Raw genomic sequence first — 20,457 nt, 5'->3', positions numbered from 1 at the left:
CCTTAGATCGACAGTTTGTTGATACGCTTACCGCCATAAACTAGGTTCACGATACAACGTGTGCCTATGATGGCTGTAAACATAGAAGTAAGAATACCGATAGACAGTGTTACCGCGAAGCCTTTGATCGCACCTGTACCGACAGCAAACAGAATGATAGCTGTGATCAAGGTCGTGATGTTCGCATCGGCGATAGTACTGAAGGCGTTAGCGTAGCCTTGGTGAATCGCTTGCTGAGGGTTACGCCCCTCTTTGAGCTCTTCACGTATACGCTCAAATATCAGAACGTTCGCATCCACCGCCATACCTACAGTCAGTACAATACCTGCGATACCTGGTAGCGTCATTGTCGCACCTGGAATCATCGACATGACACCAACGATAAGAACGATGTTCGCCATCAATGCCATATTGGCAAATAGACCAAATCGACGGTAGTAAACCAGCGTAAATAGCATCACGGCAATCATACCTGTGATACACGCTTTGATACCCATATCGATGTTTTGCTGACCCATTGATGGACCGATAGTACGCTCTTCAACAATAGAAATCGGCGCAATCAGAGCACCTGCACGAAGCAGTAGCGCTAGGTTGTGCGCTTCAGCGGCAGAGTCGATACCTGTGATACGGAAGTTACGACCAAGTGCAGACTGAATCGTCGCTTGGTTGATTACTTCTTCATGCTTATCAAGGATAACCTTGCCTTCTGGCGTGCGCTTACCGCTGTCTTTATATTCAGCGAAAACCGTTGCCATTAGCTTACCGATGTTCTGACGAGAGAACGCCGCCATCTTGTTACCACCCTCGCTGTCTAACGAGATGTTAACCTGTGGGCGACCATATTCATCAGCACTCGAACTCGCATCAGTGATACTAGCACCGCCTAGAATAACGCGCTTCTTAAGAACAACTGGACGACCGTCACGATCGAGCTTAATCTCGCTACCCGCTGGTGCGCGACCACTTGCAGCCGCTGCTAAGTCAGCCGAACTGTCTACTTCGCGGAACTCTAGTGTAGCTGTTGCGCCCAAAATTTCTTTCGCGCGCGCCGTATCTTGAACACCCGGTAGCTCAACCACGATGCGACTTGCACCTTGACGCTGAACCAATGGCTCTGCCACACCCAGTTCGTTTACACGATTACGTAGGATAGTGATGTTCTGCTCTACCGCATAGTTACGGATTTCCTGTAGGCGAGTTTCTTTGAAACGAGCAACAAGGGCAAAACGGCCGTTCGAGTCAGAATCGGTGAAGTCCATATCTGGGTATTTAGCTTCCAGCACCGTCTTAGCCTGCGCTAGTTGCTCAGCATCACGGAGCAGCACTTCTACGCCATCACTACCCGCAGGGCGGATAGAACGGTAACGAATGCGCTCTTCACGAAGATCACTTCTAAAGCCTTCTTCTTGCTGACCGACAAGTTTTTCCATCGCAGCATCCATATCCACTTCCATCAAGAAGTGAACACCGCCACGAAGGTCAAGACCTAGCTTCATTGGCGCAGCGCCAATCGCTTCGAGCCAGTCAGGAGTCGCAGGGGCAAGGTTAAGTGCAACGATGGAATCTTTGCCTAACGCTTCGCTGATAATATCGCGGGCGCTGATCTGAGTATCCGTGTCTGTAAAACGAACAAGAATGGAGCCATTTTCTAGAGCAATGGACTTACGGGAGAGTTGCTCTTCATCAAGAGCTTTAGTGACAGTATCCAGCGTCGACATATCAACAGAGGCGCCACGCGCCCCTGTAATTTGAATAGCCGGATCTTCACCGTATAGATTGGGAAGTGCGTATAACGCCGCTGCCGCAATGGCGAATATCACCATCAGGTACTTCCACAAAGGGTAACGATTTAGCACAGCGAGATCCTATAGCTGTTTTATAGAGACTTCAGCGTACCTTTTGGTAGCACTGCAGTAACGAAGTCTTTCTTGATAACTACTTCATTGTTGTCGTTAAGTGCGATTGCAATGTAGTCGTTATCTTCAGCGATTTTAGTGATTTTACCAATTAGGCCGCCGTTAGTTAGGACTTCGTCGCCCTTACCCATAGAAGCCATTAGGTTTTTGTGCTCTTTTGCACGCTTAGATTGTGGGCGGTAAATCATGAAGTAGAAAATTACCGCGAACATGCCTAGCATGATTAGCATTTCGAAACCGCCACCTTGTGGTGCTGCTTCAGCTGCGTGAGCTGCAGAAATCAAACTCATCGGAGAACATCCTCTTTAATGTAAATACATATCCAAAATTGGGCTATCCCCATATCTTTTCAAGAAGCAAACGGTAACTCAATGTTTCTTATTCGCTTAAAGGCACAAAAAGTGTGACCCAGAGCTAGGATTTGTTACCTATTGCAGGGATAGCCGACTATTTAGCCAACTATTGAGCGTCGACCTTCATATCTAGTGGTGGCACTTCGCGATTGCGACGTGCGTAAAACTCTTCCACAAACTGCTCAAAACGGTCTTCATCAATCGCTTTACGGATGCTTTCCATTAGCATTTGATAGTGACGTAGGTTATGAATCGTGTTGAGACGAGCACCCAAGATTTCGTTACAGCGATCTAGGTGATGCAGATACGCTTTCGAGTAATTCTGACAGGTGTAGCAATCACAGTTCTCGTCTAGTGGACCTGTGTCTGTTTTGTTCGTAGCGTTACGAATCTTAATCACGCCACCTGTTACGAACAAGTGCCCGTTACGAGCGTTACGCGTTGGCATCACACAGTCGAACATGTCGATACCACGGCGAACACCTTCAACCAAGTCTTCTGGTTTACCTACGCCCATCAAGTAGCGAGGTTTATCTTCAGGAAGTTTAGGTGTCGTGAACTCAAGAACGCGGTGCATCTCTTCTTTAGGCTCACCTACTGCAAGACCGCCCACTGCGTAGCCATCGAAGCCAATGTCAGTCAAACCTTTCACCGATACTTCGCGCAGGTCTTCGTAAACACTACCTTGAACGATACCAAATAGAGAGTTCTCGTTGTCTAGCTTGTCGAAGTGGTCGCGAGAGCGCTGTGCCCAACGCAGAGACATTTCCATCGACTTCTTCGCTTCTGCGTGAGTCGCTGGGTATGGCGTACACTCGTCAAAGATCATGACCACATCAGAGCCAAGATCTTTTTGGATTTCCATCGATTTCTCTGCATCCATGAAAATGCGGTCACCGTTTACCGGGTTACGGAAATGCACACCCTCTTCAGTGATCTTACGGATATCACCAAGGCTGAATACCTGGAAACCGCCTGAATCAGTCAGGATAGGACCGTACCAGTTCATGAAATCGTGCAGGTCGCCGTGCAACTTCATGATCTCTTGACCTGGGCGAAGCCATAGGTGGAAAGTGTTACCTAGAAGAATTTCAGCACCCGTGCCTTTTACTTCTTCAGGTGTCATACCTTTCACCGTACCGTAGGTACCTACAGGCATAAATGCCGGTGTTTGCACCGTACCACGTTCAAACGTCAACTGACCACGGCGTGCGTGACCATCTTTTTTCTTAAGTTCGTATTGTAATTTCACGAAGCCTCCAAATTGCCAGAGACACAGTCTGACACAATCTTAAAACGCACTAACAAGCGTAGCTTGTCGCACTTGAATCCGCTCACTCTACATCAACTCGTCAAGCGAGCGGCTTTGGTGTTCCTTACCGTATTCCACTGAGTCCTTGAGTGAAATAAAAAGCTTACTAATTACTGGCGTCGGTTATGCCGTCTTCTTGGTAATGAACATCGCATCACCATAGCTAAAGAAACGGTACTTTTGCTCCACTGCATGCTTGTAGGCGTTCATGACATTGTCATAGCCTGCAAACGCACTGACCAACATGATCAGCGTAGATTCCGGTAGGTGGAAGTTTGTCACGAGACAATCCACCAGCTGATATTCATAGCCAGGGAAGATGAAAATCTCAGTGTCACCAAAGAAAGGCACTAACTCGGTACCCTTTTTCAGTGCATCTTGCGCTGCACTCTCGAGTGAACGTACTGAGGTGGTACCCACAGCAATGATTCGGCCGCCGTTTGCTTTAGTCTCTGCAATCGCATCCACCACGTCTTGAGGCACTTCGACATATTCTGCATGCATGTGGTGGTCATGGATATTTTCAACGCGAACAGGCTGGAATGTACCTGCGCCAACGTGAAGTGTCACATACGCAAAGTTGGCACCTTTCGCTTTAATCTGCTCGAGAACACCGTCATCAAAGTGAAGACCAGCCGTAGGCGCGGCAACCGCGCCTGGTTTCTCGTTGTAAACCGTTTGGTAGCGCTCTTTGTCTGCATCTTCGTCTGGACGATCGATATAAGGTGGCAGTGGCATGTGGCCAACGTCGTTTAGGATCTCAAGCACCGTCTTTTCAGACTGCATTTCAATCTCAAATAATGCATCGTGACGCGCCGTCATGATCGCTTGGTATTCGTCATTTTCACCCAGAAAGAGCTCGGTACCTGGTTTTGGTGATTTTGAACAACGTACGTGCGCTAGAACGCGCTTGTCATCAAGCATACGCTCTACCAGTACTTCTAGCTTACCGCCAGAGGCTTTGCGACCGAACATACGCGCTGGGATCACGCGCGTATTATTGAATACAAGAAGGTCACCAGGCTGAACTTGACTGACGATATCCGTGAAGTTTCCATCTACAACTTCACCCGTGTTACCGGTCAATTGAAGCAGTCGGCTTGAGCTACGCTCTGCCTTTGGGTAACGAGCAATTAGCTCATCAGGTAATTCGAAGTGAAAATCTGAAACTTGCATAACACCAATCTTCTTTATTAAGCGACTAAAACGGCGAAAAAATTCGCAGCCGCATAGTATAAAGTGACCCCGTGGAATAGCAAGCTGAACCGATGTTTGTCGCCCTTATGAGCCCAAATTGACCAAGGCGAATTTAACCACCATATCAATAGGGATATTTTGTGAGTTGAACGGCAAAAACCGACGGTAATCTCAGATTTAATCGGTGAAAAAATCTATAGTTAAAATAGACAAACAGAACGAGTTGGAGGCCATATGATCAAGGTCCAAGACATGATGACTCGCAACCCTCACACCCTATTGCGGTCTCACTCATTAGCCGACGCCAAACACACGATGGAAGCGCTCGATATTCGCCACATTCCTATCGTCGATGCAGAACGTCATTTGCTGGGTATTGTTTCACAACGTGATGTGCTAGCGGCGCAAGAATCGATTTTGCAGAAAATCCCTAGCGATCAATCCTACACACTCTCCACACCTCTTAGTGAAGTCATGCGTACCAACATCATGACCGCTGAACCGCGAGCAGGCTTGAAAGAAAGCGCGTTGTATATGCAAAAGCACAAAGTTGGCTGTTTGCCCGTCGTGCATAACAAACAGCTGGTCGGCATCATTACCGACAGTGACTTTGTGGCTATCGCGATCAATCTGCTGGAACTCCAGGAAGATAGCGAGCCAGAAGAAATTCAATCTGAAAACGAGAATCAGGGCGTTAACCTGTAAGATTCGCAAAGTCAGCATAAAAAAGAAGCGGCTTGCGCCGCTCAAATCTACCGACAATCAGTGGTCGTTATCGACCACGTGGGGCAGTGCTCAAAACAGGTTTAGTGGAAGTTTTCATTTGTAGCTTTCAAACAACAGGTGATGAACTATTGACTAAAAGACTTGGCATTTTTCTAAGTAGATACTTTGATGGCTCAGTATACAAAGTAGCGACCTAACATTGCCTTAAAAACCTCAAAACCATGCAGTTACATTACCCAACCCACTTTAGAGTTACAACTCTAAAGTGGCCATTTTTGGTATTTCGACAGTTTGTTCTATTGGCTCTAAAGAGCCTTACTCAACCTTAACTAGGTTATAGTTACGTAATAAAATTACAATCTCTGTACACCCAAGAAACTGATTCAAATTAGCGTAAGACGAGCCAAATCGACTTCTCCCTACAGGCATGTAGAGTTTTTCAATACGGCCTGTGCTTTTTCTAAATATCACAATGTAAAATTGACAAGGTGAAGTCGCCGAAATGATTGAAAACTAATTCGAAGTACTCGCTAAAGCCTGAACAGAAAAAAAATTCCGAACTAGTTATTCATACTAAAAAAGGCACCTTAATCGGTGCCTTTCACTAGTGTTCTAAGGTCTCGTTTTACGAATGTAGACTTACAGCAACTCCGAGACGACGTCTGCTAGCTGTAAGAAAGAATCTCGTCTAGAAGAGCTTGGACGCCATACAAGTCCAATGTCTCGGTGCGCTTGCTGACCAGGAGGCTCAATCACGATCAAGTTTTGATTCTCCAGCAGGCCGTGTTCTATTGCCATTTGAGGGATAAAGGTGGTACCCAGACCATTGGCAACCATCTGGACCAAGGTATGCAAACTGGTGGCACTGAACGGGTTAATCTTCTCTTTGTCAGTAAGCTTACATGCGGAAACAGCATGCTCCGTAAGACAGTGCTCGTTTTCAAGTAAGAACACAGATTCGTCAGGCAAGTCATCATATTTAATTGGGACACGGATGTTGTCAGCCTGATTGCGACTGATCACCATCTTAAACGGGTCATGTCCCACAATGCAGCTTTCCATCGTGCCAATATCCATAGGGAGTGCAAGGATCAGTACATCCAGTTCACCATGGCGCAGCGCCGCGAGCAAGTTGGCTGTCGTGTCTTCTCTAAGTAGAAGGTTAAGCTGAGGATAGCGCGCATTGATTTCCTGAACCAAATCACACAACAAAAATGGCGCGATAGTCGGAATACAACCAAGCTTAAGCTGGCCTTGCATGACGTCGCCCTGGCAAAGACTACCTAATTCAATAAGATCCTGTCCCTTTGCCAACAGCTCACGTCCCTGGGACACCACCATCTCACCCGCTTGAGTAAACACAAGCGGACTTTTCTTGTCTTTCTTTTCGTAAAGAGGACAACCGATGAGTTCTTCGAGATTTTGAATACCCTTACTCAGTGTCGATTGACTGACGAAACAACGTTCAGCGGCTTCACTAAAGTGTCGGGTTTCATGAAGGGTAACCAGGTAATGAAGCTGCTTTAAACTTGGCCATTTGTTCATGGTAACTGCCTGTTTTGGGACCAGAATCAAAAAAGGAATCAGCCCTATTGCTTCATCGCTTTTTTCGATGGAATTAATCTATTAATTTCGCTTTTTTCAATACTACAATGTGTACTATAGTTTGTCTCGCACAAACACGGACCAAACCGAAAAGGTTTGAAATAAACTCTATTTAGGAGCAAAAAAAATGGTACTAGTTGGTCGTCAAGCCCCAGACTTTACTGCAGCAGCTGTTCTAGGTAACGGTGATATCGTTGAGAACTTCAACTTCGCAGAGTTCACAAAAGGTAAGAAAGCAGTTGTATTCTTCTACCCACTAGACTTCACTTTCGTTTGCCCATCTGAGCTGATTGCATTCGACAACCGTCTAGCTGATTTCCAAGCTAAAGGTTGTGAAGTTATCGGTATTTCTATCGATTCTCAGTTCTCTCACAACGCATGGCGTAACACTGCTATCGAAGATGGCGGTATCGGTCAAGTGAAATACCCACTTGTTGCAGACGTTAAACACGAAATCTGCAAAGCGTACGATGTTGAGCACCCAGAAGCAGGCGTTGCTTTCCGTGGTTCTTTCCTAATCGACGAAGACGGTCTAGTACGTCACCAAGTAGTTAACGACCTACCACTAGGTCGTAACATCGACGAAATGCTACGCATGGTTGACGCTCTTAACTTCCACCAGAAGCACGGCGAAGTTTGTCCTGCACAATGGGAAGAAGGTAAAGCAGGTATGGACGCATCTCCAAAAGGTGTTGCAGCGTTCCTATCTGAGCACGCAGAAGACCTTTCTAAGTAATTCGAGCCTTCACCCTGCGCTCAATCAGGGTTGATGGTTGGACATATATAAAGCGGAAAACGCACGCCAATCATTGAAGAAGAAACGAGTTAGCCAAAAAACAAAGCCCGAGTCACCGACTCGGGCTTTTTCTGTTTCCAGAACCGATTGTCAGAGATATATTGAGAGCAGTATTTCTACTGAGAATCACAATGAGTTACCAACTTGAAGTCTGTATCGACAATATCGAGTCACTCGCTTATGCCATCGCCGGCGGTGCAACTCGTATTGAGTTATGCTCCTCACTTGCCCTAGGCGGTTTAACCCCTAATGCAGGACTTATCAAACAAGCGGTTCAATCTTCTTCCATCCCTATTTACGTCATGATTAGGCCTCGCCAAGGTGATTTCCTTTATGACTGTGACGATGTGGAAATCATGGCAGAAGACATTCGCACCGCTGCCAAATATGGTGCGAGTGGCGTCGTCCTTGGTCTTCTCGACAAAGAGGGACATGTTGATATGCCACGCTCCATTCGACTGGTTAAACTCGCCCGTGAGCTTGATTTAGGCGTTACGTTTCACCGTGCATTCGATCAATGCCGGCATCCAGAGCAAGCACTAGAGGACGTCATTGCACTCGGTTGTGAGCGAATACTTACTTCTGGATTGGCATCGAGCGCGTCTAAGGGGGTAGCAACCTTGAGCGCCATGGTCAAACAAGCAGAAGGCAGGATCGCTATTATGGCTGGGGCAGGCGTATCTTCAGATAATGTAGCTTCTATTATTGCCTCCAGCGGAGTCAACGAAGTGCACCTGTCAGGCAAGTCAACTCGTCAAAGTAAAATGCATTACGTTGCCGACGATGCCAAGATGGGGGTGAGCGATATCGACGATTTTGCGATTCCTATTACCAGTAGCGAGAAGATTCGCGCTGTCACTAAGGTGCTAAACTCACTGTAAACACCTAGGTTATTCAAGGAGAAGGATTTCTATGGGCAAAAAGAACAAGATGGATAAAAAGCTCTATGAAAGCGAGCTGGCTAGGTTACAGATTGAGTTGGTAAAGCTGCAAGAGTGGATAAAGCACGAGGGCTTAAAAGTTGTCGTTGTTTTTGAAGGTCGAGACGCCGCTGGTAAAGGCGGCGTTATCAAGCGTATTACTGAAAAACTCAACCCACGAATTTGCCGTGTTACTGCCCTACCTGCACCAACGGAAAAAGAGAAAACGCAATGGTATTTTCAGCGCTACGTAGCTCACCTACCGTCAGCTGGGGAAATCGTGCTGTTTGACCGTAGTTGGTATAATCGTGCCGGCGTAGAGAAAGTCATGGGCTTTTGCAGCGAAGAGCAGTATCAAGAGTTTCTGCGCTCTTGCCCAGAGTTTGAACGCATGTTGGTGCGCTCTGGCATTATCTTACTTAAGTACTGGTTTTCGGTTTCCGATGAAGAGCAAGAGAAGCGTTTTCTGGAGCGAGTCATCACCCCCATCAAGCGCTGGAAATTCAGCCCTATGGATTTAGAATCTCGTAACCGCTGGGCTGAATATTCGGAAGCCAAAGACACCATGTTCTCGTATACCGACACTAAACAGTGTCCATGGTGGGTGGTCCCCTCTGATGATAAGAAGCGAGCTCGATTAAACTGTATCAGTCATTTGCTCAGCCAGATAGAATACAAAGAAGTCAGCTATCCAGATATTACACTGCCTGAACTAAACAAAGACGGCTACATGCGAACGCCGATCGAAGAGCAATCTTTCGTCCCCGATAATTATGAATGATTCAACCAATCTGTTTTACAAAGCTGATCTCAACTTACTGAGAACATTCCGAATATTACTGCACGAGCGCAATATGCGAAAAACCGCTGAGCGACTTTTTGTCACTCAACCCGCGGTCAGTCAAGCGCTGCAAAAGCTTCGCACGATCTTTGACGATGAACTCTTCGTTAAGGTTCAAGGCGGTCTCGACCCAACTCCGTTTGCTCTTCAGCTGGAAGACAAAATCGCGCCTCATCTTGATGGATTAGAAACTGCCCTCAATAACCTAAATGAGTTCGAGCCTTCCGAGCTAAGCGGAACCATTAAAATCGCGCTCGCCCCTATTGTGATGGCGTCTTTGGCGGGAGGGTTATTTACAGAGATTCGCCAACAAGCACCAAACGTTAACCTCGAGCTGCTGAGTTGGAGTCAAACCACCGCGGAGCAAATACGCAGTGGTGAAGTCTTTTACGGTGTGCATTACGATCTCGAGAACCTATCGAAAGAGTTAGCACGAGACAGGCTCTTCGACTTAGAGGGACGAATCATCGTCAGAAAAGAACACCCGATTAAAAAGCCGGTTATTACCCCTTCAGACTCTGTTGGATATGAGCTCACCTCGCTAATCTCTCCTGGATGGAATGATCACTTTACTCACGCAAGTCTTATTCTCGAACGTCAGGGGTATACACCTAAAGTCGGCTTTCGCTCAGAGATGCTGCTCGCGCTTATCGATGTGATTGAGTCTACGGACATGCTCCTGCCCCACTCCAATCTATTCCCGATACACAACTATCCGAATTTAAGATCACTGAAGGTGGAAATCGACAATCAGACTTACACCAAGAGCCTGTTTGGTTATATCCACAATAAGAATCGCCACTCTCCCAAAGCAAAGTGGATTGAGTCGATCATCAAACAAAAGCTTCCTCTCTATACCGATAAGCATCGCTAATAAACGCTATTAGCGACGCTTTTTAGTCACCAATCAGCAAAGCCGCTACCATCGGCGCACTTTCCTGTTTGTTTGTGATTAGGTACTGCTATGAAAAAGTTGCTACTTCCACTTTTTGCCGCGTTATCGATGGGCGCTCAAGCGCAGAGTATTCATGTGTCACCCGATGTCAAAATCGGCGTATTCAATGGTGCAGGGATACAGCTTGGCGTTGCGGATGCATTTGGAATGGATGCGGTCTATTTCAGTTATGCCCACAAATACTACGACACTGACCGCTACGATGAGGCAATCAACTCATATCGTCTCGGCTTACAACACATGTTCGGCGACCGAGAAAACTATGGCCTTCAAGCAGAGATTGGAGTAGCCAACTATCGAGGTGAGAAGCGTACCAATAGTGAGCTTTCACACCGAGATGCAAACGGACTTAGCATCAGTGCAGGATATGTCTATATGCTGAATCCAAGCTTTGGCTTGAGAACGGGATTTGACTACGACGTGTTTGGTGCGAGCAACACCTTTATCTCGATGGGCTCGCACTTTTCACTCAACTTTGGTGTGGTTGGGCGCTTCTAACCGAGCTACAGAATGTCGTTAATCGCTTTCTCATCAAGGTGGCGTACGTCTTTGCCCTTAACGAAGTAGATGATGTACTCACAGATGTTCTGACAGCGGTCACCGACACGCTCTATCGCTCTTGCTGACCACATGACCTGAAGGATATTTGGGATATTCTTTGGGTCTTCCATCATGTAAGTCATCAACTGACGAATCACAGCTTCATATTCGGCATCTAGTTTATCATCTAGCTTATAGACTTCTGCTGCTGCATCAACGTCCATGCGAGCAAAGGCATCAAGTACTTGGTGCAGCATAGCAATGGCCTGTCGGCACAGCGGCTCTAAGGAGACGTGAAACTTTTGATGCTTCGTCGATGGTTGCTCAATAGCAACATAAGCGATGCGTGTGGCAACATCACCAATACGCTCTAGATCGGTAATGGTTTTGATGATCGCCATAACCAAACGAAGATCTTTCGCCGTCGGCTGTCGCTTAGCGATGATACGAGTACAGGCTTCATCGATAGACACCTCCATCGCATTCACCTTATGGTCATCTCGTACCACTTTGCGGGCGAGCTCAATATCGTCTTTGTGCAATGCTTGCATCGCAAACGACAACTGCTGTTCCACTAAGCCTCCCATGGTCAAAACATGGGTACGAATAGACTCAAGCTCGGCATTAAACTGACCTGAGATGTGACGACCAAAATGCATGTGTGAAGGTTTCCTGTTTTAAACTAAGGCTAGTCTCATTAGCCGTATCGACCAGTGATGTAGTCTTCCGTTTGTTTTTCAATCGGTGAAGTAAATATAGTATCTGTATCCGCGTACTCTACCAGTTTTCCTAAATGAATAAACGCAGTATGGTCACTAACGCGCGCGGCTTGCTGCATATTATGGGTAACGATCACAACCGTATACTTGGTTTTCAGATCGTTAATCAGCTCTTCAATAGTCAGGGTTGAAATAGGATCGAGCGCCGAGGTCGGCTCATCAAGGAGCAAAACCTCTGGCTCAATGGCGATGGCTCGCGCGATGACCAAACGTTGCTGCTGACCACCAGAGAGTCCAAACGCATTTTCGTGAAGACGGTCTTTTACTTCATCCCATAGTGCGGCTGCACGCAGTGAACGCTCTACGGCATCGTCTAGGTTACGACTGTTTTTCACCCCTTGCAGCCTAAGACCATAGACGACGTTCTCATAGATCGACTTAGGGAACGGATTCGGTCTTTGAAACACCATGCCTACGCGGCGACGCAGTGTCGCTACATCGACTTTGGGGTGATAAACATTACCACCATGCAACTTCACCTTGCCCTCGACAGTGCAGCCTTCGATCAAATCATTCATTCGATTGATGCAACGCAAAAGGGTCGACTTTCCGCACCCTGAAGGACCGATGAACGCAGTGACCTGTCCTTTAGGAATACGCATCGACACATTATCTAGCGCCTGCTTATCGCCATAGTACAGATTCAAGTTTTCAATGGCGATGGCGGTTTGATCATCGCTTAGGTTGTTCACATCTAAAGGCGTTGGATAGCCCAAAGTTTGGTTGATAGAAAACATGCTTAATCTTGTCCTAATGTGCGATATTTTTCTCGCAGGTTATTTCGTATTGCTATTGCGGTTAAGTTTAGTCCAACGACAACGGTCACCAGCAAGAAAGAGGTAGCGTAAACCAATGGTCTTGCCGCCTCAATATTAGACGTCTGAAAACCGACATCATAGATATGAAAACCCAAATGCATAAATTTGCGTTCAAGGTGCAAGAACGGGAACTGAGAATCCACCGGTAAGCTTGAAGCCAGTTTCACAACACCCACCAGCATGAGAGGTGCTACCTCGCCTGCGGCTCTCGCAACCGCCAAAATAAGCCCAGTGATAATCGCAGGGCTTGCCATAGGCAAAACGATACGCCAGAGCGTTTCAGATTGGGTTGCGCCCAACGCAAGCGATCCATGTCGGGCCGATAGCGGAATTCGATTCAAACCTTCTTCTGTGGCAACAATCACTACAGGTAGCGTGAGAATGGCGAGCGTCAATGACGACCACAACAGCCCTGGCGTACCAAATGTAGGTGCAGGCAAGCGCTCAGCGTAAAACAATGAGTCTATCGAGCCACCTATGGTGTAAACAAAAAAGCCTAAGCCGAAAACACCATAAACAATAGAAGGTACACCAGCAAGGTTAATAACCCCGACCCGTATCATCCGAGTGAGTAGGTTATTTTCGGCATATTCATGTAGATAGACCGCAACCAAGACACCAAGCGGCATCACCATGACCGACATGATAATTACCAGCAATACGGTGCCGAAGATCGCGGGGAACACACCACCTTCAGAGTTCGACTCACGTGGCTCATCGGAAAGAAACTTCCATACCTGTCCCCCCCAATGAGATAGCTTATCTGGATAATTCATTTGGTTGGGGTACCAGAAATCGAGCACTCGGTTAAGTCCAATCTCTAAACGCTCGCCGCGCATATCTTCAACGACCAAAACCTTACTCGCTAGCTCAGCACGCAGTTCATCAAGCTCAACTTCCGTTTGGCTCAATTGCTGGCGGATAATCGCATTTTGCTGCTGATAGCGCTCACTTAGTTCATCGGTGAGCACACCGTTGAGTTTATCTCGACGCTGCTTAAGACGCAGAGCCTCAAGCTGATGGTTCAGGCCTTTGAGCCTTCTCTCGATAATGGCGTCGATTTGATCTCTGGTCATTTCAATCTGGCTAAGCTCTATTCTGAGCAAGCTTTCCAGCGACGTATCAACCTCACCCTGCGGTCCTTTTAGAGCCAGAATTCGTCCGAAAAAATCACCGCCACGCGTACGCTCAATAACCACTAAGTCGTTCGGGGTTTGCTGCTGATGAAGCTCGGAGGAAAGCAGCGAAACAAAATCAATACCGTAAAGATCTCGGTTAGCTATCTTGATGCTATAGCGCTCTACCTTTCCGGCTTCCAAAACCTCTTGAGGCAGCAGTTCGTTCGCATTCGGGATATTGTAAGTCGGCACCCAAGTTTTAGAATACACCTGACCGATTAACGCTGAGCCGTTATCATCTTGCCATTGATATAAGGGAGCCGGCCAGAAATAGGTAAGACCGCGCCAACCAATGAGCAGCAGTAGTCCCAATACGGAAATCAGACTGATGCTTACCGCGCCCCCTGTTAGCCAAACCCAAGGCGCACCAGATTTGAGCCACTTAAACATAGCTGGGCTCCTTTCGATGACTACAGCGCACTGTATTTCTCCCTGAGTCTTTGTCTCACCCACTCAGCTAGCGAGTTCACAACAAAAGTAAAACTAAACAAGATCAAAGCGATTAAGAACAACAAGCGATAGTGACTGCTGCCCACTTCCGACTCTGGCAACTCAACCGCCATAGTAGCCGACAAGGTTCGCATACCCTCAAAGATGTTCCAGTCGAGTATCGGAGTATTACCTGTCGCCATTAACACAATCATGGTTTCACCCACAGCGCGGCCCAACCCCATCATCACCGCAGAGAAAATACCGGGACTGGCGGTGAATAGCACAACATAAATCAAAGTCTGCCACTGGGTTGCACCTAGCGCTAAAGAGCCATCTGAAAGGTGTTTGGGCACGGAGAAAATGGCATCTTCTGCGATAGTAAAAATGGTTGGGATCACAGCAAACCCCATCGCAAAGCCAACGACCAGGGCGTTTCTTTGGTCGAAATCAACGCCATGCTGAGCTAAGAATACCCTCGCATCGCCGTTAAAGAACATCACTTCCATATCACTTGAGAAGGTCATCGCGAGATAGATAGCGGTGATGATCACCGGAATCAGAGTAAACGGATGAAGTCCGCTCGGTAATTTAGAGGTGTAAGCTCTAGGGATCGCATACCAGACTGCGCCAGTAAGCAGCGATAGCAGAGGCAGCGCCACCAGCAGAAGAAGGATTGCTGGAAGGTGTGTTTCGACAATAGGCGCAAACCACAACCCCGCCAAAAAACCGATAATGACTGTGGGCAGAGCTTCCATCAGCTCAATGGTTGGCTTGACGACCTTACGCATTTTAGACGACATAAAATACGCCGTATAAATGGCACCAAATACAGCAATCGGCACTGAGAACAACATCGCAAACATTGCCGCTTTAATGGTTCCAAAGGCGATTGGTACTAGGCTGTACTTACCCTCAAAATCGTCAGATGCAGCGGTAGTTTGCCAGATAAATTCAGGCTCTGGATAACTCTCGTACCATACCTTTTGCCACAGTGCGCTGAATGAAATCTCTTTGTGATCGTTAGGGATAAACGCGGTAAAAGCTTGCTCTGCGGTAACCAACAACGCATGGTCATTGTTATTCGAAATAGCGAATGTCTTTAGCTCACCTTTAGGCAGCTGGCTCTCCGTCACTAACTTTTCACTGGTGGTATATAGGGTTTGGAAACGACCATCATCCAATACAACAGCAAAGCCTTTACTCATGGTTTCTGGAATTAACGCAACAATATCCGCATCAAACTGAAAGGAGCGGACTGGCGTCAACGTTCGTTCGCCATTGGTTAAAACATCAAACCATTGCCATACCTGTTGGTTGTCGTATTGAACCAACAAGGAGTAGGCACCCGACAACAATTGGATATGCGTCGCTTGAGCCCCATTTGGCGTTGATAGATCGATGATCTCACGAACTTTTAGAGCCTGCGGATCGCGGTTGATAACCGCTAAGCTATTCCCCGCTTTTACATAAATAGTTTTCGCGTCTGGGGTGACTAAGATATCACTCGCATCTTCAATAGGGCCGAGTGTTGAGAAAGAGCTGAATTCTGCATCCGTCGCAGTATCACGCATATCAAGATGCACAAACCCTTGGTTATCAACTGAAGCAATGGCCTTGATTTGCTTGGTAACAACGGCATCGATTAAAGCAGGTTCATTGATCGTAAACCAATCTTTTTCAGTAGGCGTTTCAATGAGGAGTTTGGCGTCCCCACTACTCGGGTCAACCTGAAATTTTGGATTAATTGCCGTCCATTGCTGTGCATCATTTTTTATCAGTAATGTCTTCGAATCTGAAGATTGCACCGACACACCTTGTTCAAGGTATTGAGAAGACGTTTGTGAGCCCGAGACCAGTGACTGCTCAACAATAGTGCCGTCACGATAGAAGTAAGCCGCATGCTTGCCACTGTCGCTGACTATACTTAACTCAGGTCCTGATTGAATATTGACAGCTTGGCTACGCTCACGCCACGTCACTTCATTCTCTGAAAACAGCGGCAAAGTCACAAAGGCGAGGTAAACGAAGATAAAGATCAAACCTGCCAGCACACTCAATCCACCAAATGAAACGATCCAACGCACGAGGCGATCTTTAATCAGACGTTTTCTGTCTTTGGTATGTAGTGAAAATTTGGCCGTTGCCATAGTTTACGTTCGTTCTCTTTGATGCAGTATGAGTGTTTGAGGCGTTTGCCACCAAGGGATTGAGGCTAATGAACAGCATGCACGAATTGCCTCAACATAATATGTCGTTCAGATGACAGTTATATTACATAGCATCTAACGTGCTGAAAATAATGAATTGTGCCGCGTTGCACGCTTTTTGAAATAAAAATGTCATATACAATCTCTAAGGTTCACGATCAGATTAGTCTTACATCCCACTCATCAGCAACTTAAGGTGAGTGAAAAGTGTCGGTGGTTGAGTGTATGAGCGCAGAAAAACTGTATATCGAGAAAGAGTTAAGTTGGTTATCTTTCAATGAACGAGTCTTGCAAGAGGCGGCGGATAAAACCGTTCCGTTAATTGAGCGAATCCGTTTTCTAGGGATCTTCTCCAATAACCTCGATGAGTTCTACAAAGTACGCTTCTCAGATGTAAAACGCAGAATATTGATCAATCAAGACCGTGGTGTGAACGACAACTCAAAACACCTGCTCGGTAAGATGCAGAGCAAAGCACTAAAACTGAACCTGCGCTTTGATGAGCTCTACAACGAACTCATTCTTGAAATGGCGCGTCGCCGTATCTTCCTTGTCAACGAAACCCAGCTCAACGAAACGCAGCAGAAGTGGGTCAAGAAATACTTCATGAAGGAAGTGCTTCCTCACATTACCCCACTTATGCTCAAAGATGATATCGACGTACTGCAATTCCTAAAGGACGAGTACGCCTATATTGTTGTGGACATGAAAAAAGACGAGACGTCTAAATACGCGATCTTGGAGATCCCAACCGATCACCTTCCGCGCTTCGTCATGGTCCCAGAGCAAAAAGGCAAACGCCGTAAAACCATCATATTGCTCGATAACATTATTCGATACTGCTTAGACGATATTTTCCGTGGCTTCTTCGATTACGATGAACTTAGTGGCTATGCCATGAAGATGACCCGAGATGCAGAATACGACCTGAGCCATGAGGTGGAACACAGCCTGCTCGAGCAGATGTCTGAAGGGGTTAGCCAGCGCTTAACCGCGATGCCCGTAAGATTTGTGTATGAACGAGAGATGCCGGAAGCCATGCTCACGACCCTGTGCGACAAGCTTGGTATCTCCAACTACGACAGCTTGATTCCTGGTGGTCGTTATCACAACTTCAAAGACTTTATTGGCTTCCCAAATGTGGGCCGCGAGTATCTAGAAAACAAACCGCTGCCACCTATGCGCAGTGCTGACTTTGATGGTTACGACAACACCTTTGATGCGATTCGCGCTCAAGATATTCTGCTCTATTACCCATACCATACCTTTGAACACATCACTGAGTTTGTACGCCAAGCATCTTTCGATCCTAAGGTCTTGAGTATTAAAATTAATATCTACCGTGTCGCGAAGGATTCTCGCCTCATGAACTCGCTAATCGATGCGGTTCACAATGGCAAGAGCGTCACGGTAGTGGTGGAGCTTCAAGCTCGATTTGATGAAGAAGCCAATATTGAATGGTCAAAGGTACTCACTGAAAATGGTGTACATGTTATCTTTGGTGCGCCGGGCTTAAAAATCCACTCCAAGCTACTACTCATTAGTCGCCGGGAAAACGAAGAAATCGTTCGCTATGCCCACGTCGGCACTGGTAACTTCCACGAGAAAACCGCACGCATCTACACCGACTTCTCGCTACTGACAGCCGATCAAGAGATCACTGATGAAGTCCGCAATGTCTTTGGCTACATCGAGAACCCATACCGCCCAGTGAGATTCAATCATCTGATAGTTTCTCCGCGCAACTCACGCAAACAATTGTACCGACTCATCGATGCGGAGATAGCTAACGCTAAAGCCGGCAAAAAGGCGGCACTAACACTCAAAGTGAACAACCTTGTCGATAAAGGGTTGGTGAACAAGCTTTACGGAGCAAACAACGCAGGCGTAAAAATCAATATGATCATTCGCGGCATGTGCTCTTTGGTACCGGGAGTGGAAGGCGTCAGTGATAACATCAAAATTATCAGCATCGTAGATCGCTTTTTGGAACACCCTCGCGTTATCATTACCCACAATGATGGCGACCCACAGGTATACATTTCCTCAGCGGACTGGATGACTCGAAACATCGATCACCGTATTGAGGTGGCAGCACCTGTGCGTGACGAACGCTTAAAACAGCGCATTATCGATATCGTCAATATTCACTTTACCGACACGGTGAAGGCGCGTTGGCTAGATAAAGAGATGAGCAATACCTATGTCCCACGCGGTAATCGCAAGAAAGTTCGTTCACAAATTGCTATTTACGACTATCTTAAACAGGTAGAGAAGCAAACAAGAAAAAACAAAGAACAACTAGAGCAGTATGAGTCAAACCAAGGACACGAACACGATAGACCAGACGAATAATGAAGTCGTAGCCAAGGATGTGGCCGCTATAGACCTCGGGTCAAATAGCTTCCACATGGTGGTTGCAAAGGTCGTTGGACAAGATCTTCAACTCGTCAGTCGACACAAGCAGCGCGTGCGCATGGCATCGGGATTAGATGCCGAAGGGAATCTAGACAATGCGGCGATTGAGCGAGGACTCGAGTGCCTCGCTATGTTCGCAGAGCGTCTACAAGGCTTTGAGGTGGATAACGTCCGCATTGCGGCTACACATACCCTGAGAATCGCTAACAACGCTCATATCTTCCTACAGCGCGCTCGAGAGGTACTCCCCTTTCCTATCGAGGTCATTCCCGGCGAAGAAGAAGCACGTTTGATCTACACAGGCGTGGCGCACACCCAAACTGAGTCGAATTCTAAACTTGTGGTCGATATCGGTGGCGGTAGTACCGAGCTCATCATCGGTAAAGCTTTTGAGCCTGTATTGCTAAACAGCACACAGATGGGCTGCGTTAGCTACACCAATAAGTTTTTTGCTAACGGCAAGCTCTCATCGAAAAACTTCACCAAAGCCATCTTGTCAGCAAGACAACGTTTAGAGGCTCTCTCTCCCCGTTACAAGAAAAAAGGCTGGGAGGTTGCTCTTGGCTCATCGGGCACCATTAAGGCCATCAAAGAGGTTCTTGTCGGGCTAGGGAATGAAGATGGCATCATCACCAATAAGCGCCTTTATAAGCTCATCGACAAACTCTGTGAGTTTGACTCCATCGACGATATTGCACTCTCAGGACTAACCATTGAGCGTAAACCTGTGTTTGCCGCGGGCGTGGCGATACTGACGGCGATATTTGAAAGCCTTAAAATCCGTGAGATGCATTTCTCACCAGGGGCACTGCGTGAAGGGCTACTCTACGAGATGGAGGAGCACTTCCAGCGCTCCGACATTCGCATGCGCACCACCGAGAACCTGGCAGCCAAACACTTTGTCGACCTTGAGCATGCAGCGAAAGTGCGTGGGCAGGCAAACGAGTTCTTGAGTCAAACCTGTGAAGCATTGGGGCTTAAAAAGAAAAGTGAGTTATTCAGCCTACTTGAGTGGAGCGCCCTGCTGCATGAAGTAGGATTAAGTATCAGCTATCAAGCGTTTCATCGACATTCAAGCTACATTCTCAATCACACCACGATGCCTGGGTTCAATAGTGAGCAGCAACTGGTGCTAGCGACCTTAGCCCGCTTTCAACGCAAATCCCTAAAACTACAAGAGCTTCCCGAATTCACGCTGTTTAAGAAAAAACACATCTTAGGCTTGATTCGCATACTGCGCCTGTCGATCTTAGCTAATGGGCAGAGAAATGAAGAGCTGCTTCCTCTTACGCTGAGCATCGAAGAAGATAAATGGCTGCTGAGCAGTGAACAAGCTGACTGGCTAGAACAAAACAAGCTGCTACAGGCAGATCTGCAGACCGAGCAAGCTTATTGGGAAGCTGCTGGCTGGCAACTCGAGATCCAATAAAAAAGCGGCGCACTAATGCGCCGCTTTTTTAT

The 20,457-nt window shown here is 47.0% G+C and carries 17 protein-coding genes; 8 read left to right on the top strand and 9 right to left on the bottom strand.

Annotated features, from left to right (window positions below; genetic code table 11):
- Nucleotides 1-2: 2 nt before the first annotated feature.
- The 4 genes from secD to queA form a co-directional block, all read right to left on the bottom strand.
- The gene (gene secD, locus AC6I8Y_RS03230) at nucleotides 3-1,859 is read right to left on the bottom strand and encodes a protein translocase subunit SecD (protein WP_394153389.1); all 1,857 of its coding nucleotides are present in this window, start codon (nucleotides 1,857-1,859) and stop codon (nucleotides 3-5) included.
- Between the two features lie 20 nt (nucleotides 1,860-1,879).
- The gene (gene yajC / locus AC6I8Y_RS03225) at nucleotides 1,880-2,209 is read right to left on the bottom strand and encodes a preprotein translocase subunit YajC (protein WP_042476222.1); all 330 of its coding nucleotides are present in this window, start codon (nucleotides 2,207-2,209) and stop codon (nucleotides 1,880-1,882) included.
- Nucleotides 2,210-2,378: 169 nt separating this feature from the next.
- Nucleotides 2,379-3,524, bottom strand: coding sequence for a tRNA guanosine(34) transglycosylase Tgt (gene tgt, locus AC6I8Y_RS03220; protein WP_498020767.1), 1,146 nt, complete (start codon nucleotides 3,522-3,524; stop codon nucleotides 2,379-2,381).
- 183 nt (nucleotides 3,525-3,707) lie between these two features.
- On the bottom strand, nucleotides 3,708-4,760 hold the full coding sequence (queA, locus tag AC6I8Y_RS03215) for a tRNA preQ1(34) S-adenosylmethionine ribosyltransferase-isomerase QueA (protein ID WP_394153385.1): 1,053 nt from the start codon (nucleotides 4,758-4,760) through the stop codon (nucleotides 3,708-3,710).
- A 255-nt stretch (nucleotides 4,761-5,015) separates the two neighbouring features.
- Between queA and AC6I8Y_RS03210 the strand changes: the two genes are divergently transcribed.
- The gene (locus tag AC6I8Y_RS03210; protein WP_498020766.1) at nucleotides 5,016-5,486 is read left to right on the top strand and encodes a CBS domain-containing protein; all 471 of its coding nucleotides are present in this window, start codon (nucleotides 5,016-5,018) and stop codon (nucleotides 5,484-5,486) included.
- Between the two features lie 660 nt (nucleotides 5,487-6,146).
- On the opposite strand, the gene AC6I8Y_RS03205 is transcribed toward AC6I8Y_RS03210, so the two are convergent.
- Nucleotides 6,147-7,052 (bottom strand): hydrogen peroxide-inducible genes activator, encoded by a 906-nt coding sequence (locus tag AC6I8Y_RS03205; protein WP_498017129.1) that lies wholly within the window; start codon nucleotides 7,050-7,052, stop codon nucleotides 6,147-6,149.
- A 187-nt stretch (nucleotides 7,053-7,239) separates the two neighbouring features.
- Between AC6I8Y_RS03205 and AC6I8Y_RS03200 the strand changes: the two genes are divergently transcribed.
- The 5 genes from AC6I8Y_RS03200 to AC6I8Y_RS03180 all read left to right on the top strand — a co-directional run bounded on the left by AC6I8Y_RS03200 (nucleotide 7,240) and on the right by AC6I8Y_RS03180 (nucleotide 11,122).
- Nucleotides 7,240-7,848 (top strand): peroxiredoxin, encoded by a 609-nt coding sequence (locus AC6I8Y_RS03200; protein WP_042476179.1) that lies wholly within the window; start codon nucleotides 7,240-7,242, stop codon nucleotides 7,846-7,848.
- Between the two features lie 191 nt (nucleotides 7,849-8,039).
- Complete coding sequence (locus tag AC6I8Y_RS03195; protein WP_498020765.1) at nucleotides 8,040-8,789, top strand: copper homeostasis protein CutC; 750 nt, start codon at nucleotides 8,040-8,042, stop codon at nucleotides 8,787-8,789.
- A gap of 31 nt (nucleotides 8,790-8,820) precedes the next feature.
- Complete coding sequence (ppk2, locus tag AC6I8Y_RS03190; RefSeq protein ID WP_498020764.1) at nucleotides 8,821-9,609, top strand: polyphosphate kinase 2; 789 nt, start codon at nucleotides 8,821-8,823, stop codon at nucleotides 9,607-9,609.
- Nucleotides 9,602-10,543, top strand: a complete 942-nt coding sequence (locus AC6I8Y_RS03185; protein WP_498020763.1) for a LysR family transcriptional regulator — start codon at nucleotides 9,602-9,604, stop codon at nucleotides 10,541-10,543. Before ppk2 ends, AC6I8Y_RS03185 begins: the two co-directional genes overlap by 8 nt.
- 90 nt (nucleotides 10,544-10,633) lie before the next feature.
- Nucleotides 10,634-11,122 (top strand): hypothetical protein, encoded by a 489-nt coding sequence (locus AC6I8Y_RS03180; protein WP_498020762.1) that lies wholly within the window; start codon nucleotides 10,634-10,636, stop codon nucleotides 11,120-11,122.
- A 5-nt stretch (nucleotides 11,123-11,127) separates the two neighbouring features.
- Here the strand turns inward: AC6I8Y_RS03180 and phoU are convergent, their stop codons facing one another.
- The 4 genes from phoU to AC6I8Y_RS03160 are packed head-to-tail and all read right to left on the bottom strand — an operon-like array spanning nucleotide 11,128 to nucleotide 16,518.
- Nucleotides 11,128-11,823, bottom strand: a complete 696-nt coding sequence (phoU, locus tag AC6I8Y_RS03175) for a phosphate signaling complex protein PhoU (RefSeq protein ID WP_128647928.1) — start codon at nucleotides 11,821-11,823, stop codon at nucleotides 11,128-11,130.
- Nucleotides 11,824-11,861: 38 nt separating this feature from the next.
- On the bottom strand, nucleotides 11,862-12,680 hold the full coding sequence (pstB, locus tag AC6I8Y_RS03170) for a phosphate ABC transporter ATP-binding protein PstB (protein ID WP_234494455.1): 819 nt from the start codon (nucleotides 12,678-12,680) through the stop codon (nucleotides 11,862-11,864).
- A gap of 2 nt (nucleotides 12,681-12,682) precedes the next feature.
- Nucleotides 12,683-14,329 carry a phosphate ABC transporter permease PstA gene (pstA, locus tag AC6I8Y_RS03165; RefSeq protein ID WP_498020761.1) on the bottom strand — a complete coding sequence of 549 codons (1,647 nt, stop codon included), beginning with the start codon at nucleotides 14,327-14,329 and terminating at the stop codon, nucleotides 12,683-12,685.
- Between the two features lie 20 nt (nucleotides 14,330-14,349).
- The gene (locus tag AC6I8Y_RS03160; protein WP_498020760.1) at nucleotides 14,350-16,518 is read right to left on the bottom strand and encodes an ABC transporter permease subunit; all 2,169 of its coding nucleotides are present in this window, start codon (nucleotides 16,516-16,518) and stop codon (nucleotides 14,350-14,352) included.
- Between the two features lie 285 nt (nucleotides 16,519-16,803).
- On the opposite strand from AC6I8Y_RS03160, the gene ppk1 reads away from it, so the two are divergent.
- Both ppk1 and ppx read left to right on the top strand, forming a co-directional pair.
- Nucleotides 16,804-18,933 carry a polyphosphate kinase 1 gene (gene ppk1 / locus AC6I8Y_RS03155; protein WP_498020759.1) on the top strand — a complete coding sequence of 710 codons (2,130 nt, stop codon included), beginning with the start codon at nucleotides 16,804-16,806 and terminating at the stop codon, nucleotides 18,931-18,933.
- Entirely contained in the window at nucleotides 18,890-20,425 is a 1,536-nt protein-coding gene (ppx, locus tag AC6I8Y_RS03150; RefSeq protein WP_394153362.1) for an exopolyphosphatase, read from the top strand. Before ppk1 ends, ppx begins: the two co-directional genes overlap by 44 nt.
- The last annotated feature ends 32 nt before the right edge of the window (nucleotides 20,426-20,457 follow it).

The sequence above is a fragment of the Vibrio sp. KUL78 genome (assembly GCF_059725505.1).
This window is presented reverse-complemented; position numbering and strand designations above follow the sequence as displayed.

Coding starts and splice junctions, on each gene's coding strand:
- AC6I8Y_RS03180 (WP_498020762.1), top strand. CDS start 10,634: ATGAAAAAGTTGCTACTTCCACTTTTTGCCGCGTTATCGATGGGCGCT.
- phoU (WP_128647928.1), bottom strand. CDS start 11,823: ATGCATTTTGGTCGTCACATCTCAGGTCAGTTTAATGCCGAGCTTGAG.
- AC6I8Y_RS03160 (WP_498020760.1), bottom strand. CDS start 16,518: ATGGCAACGGCCAAATTTTCACTACATACCAAAGACAGAAAACGTCTG.
- AC6I8Y_RS03205 (WP_498017129.1), bottom strand. CDS start 7,052: ATGAACAAATGGCCAAGTTTAAAGCAGCTTCATTACCTGGTTACCCTT.
- AC6I8Y_RS03210 (WP_498020766.1), top strand. CDS start 5,016: ATGATCAAGGTCCAAGACATGATGACTCGCAACCCTCACACCCTATTG.
- ppk2 (WP_498020764.1), top strand. CDS start 8,821: ATGGGCAAAAAGAACAAGATGGATAAAAAGCTCTATGAAAGCGAGCTG.
- AC6I8Y_RS03195 (WP_498020765.1), top strand. CDS start 8,040: ATGAGTTACCAACTTGAAGTCTGTATCGACAATATCGAGTCACTCGCT.
- AC6I8Y_RS03200 (WP_042476179.1), top strand. CDS start 7,240: ATGGTACTAGTTGGTCGTCAAGCCCCAGACTTTACTGCAGCAGCTGTT.
- queA (WP_394153385.1), bottom strand. CDS start 4,760: ATGCAAGTTTCAGATTTTCACTTCGAATTACCTGATGAGCTAATTGCT.
- AC6I8Y_RS03185 (WP_498020763.1), top strand. CDS start 9,602: ATGAATGATTCAACCAATCTGTTTTACAAAGCTGATCTCAACTTACTG.
- ppk1 (WP_498020759.1), top strand. CDS start 16,804: ATGAGCGCAGAAAAACTGTATATCGAGAAAGAGTTAAGTTGGTTATCT.
- yajC (WP_042476222.1), bottom strand. CDS start 2,209: ATGAGTTTGATTTCTGCAGCTCACGCAGCTGAAGCAGCACCACAAGGT.
- pstB (WP_234494455.1), bottom strand. CDS start 12,680: ATGTTTTCTATCAACCAAACTTTGGGCTATCCAACGCCTTTAGATGTG.
- pstA (WP_498020761.1), bottom strand. CDS start 14,329: ATGTTTAAGTGGCTCAAATCTGGTGCGCCTTGGGTTTGGCTAACAGGG.
- ppx (WP_394153362.1), top strand. CDS start 18,890: ATGAGTCAAACCAAGGACACGAACACGATAGACCAGACGAATAATGAA.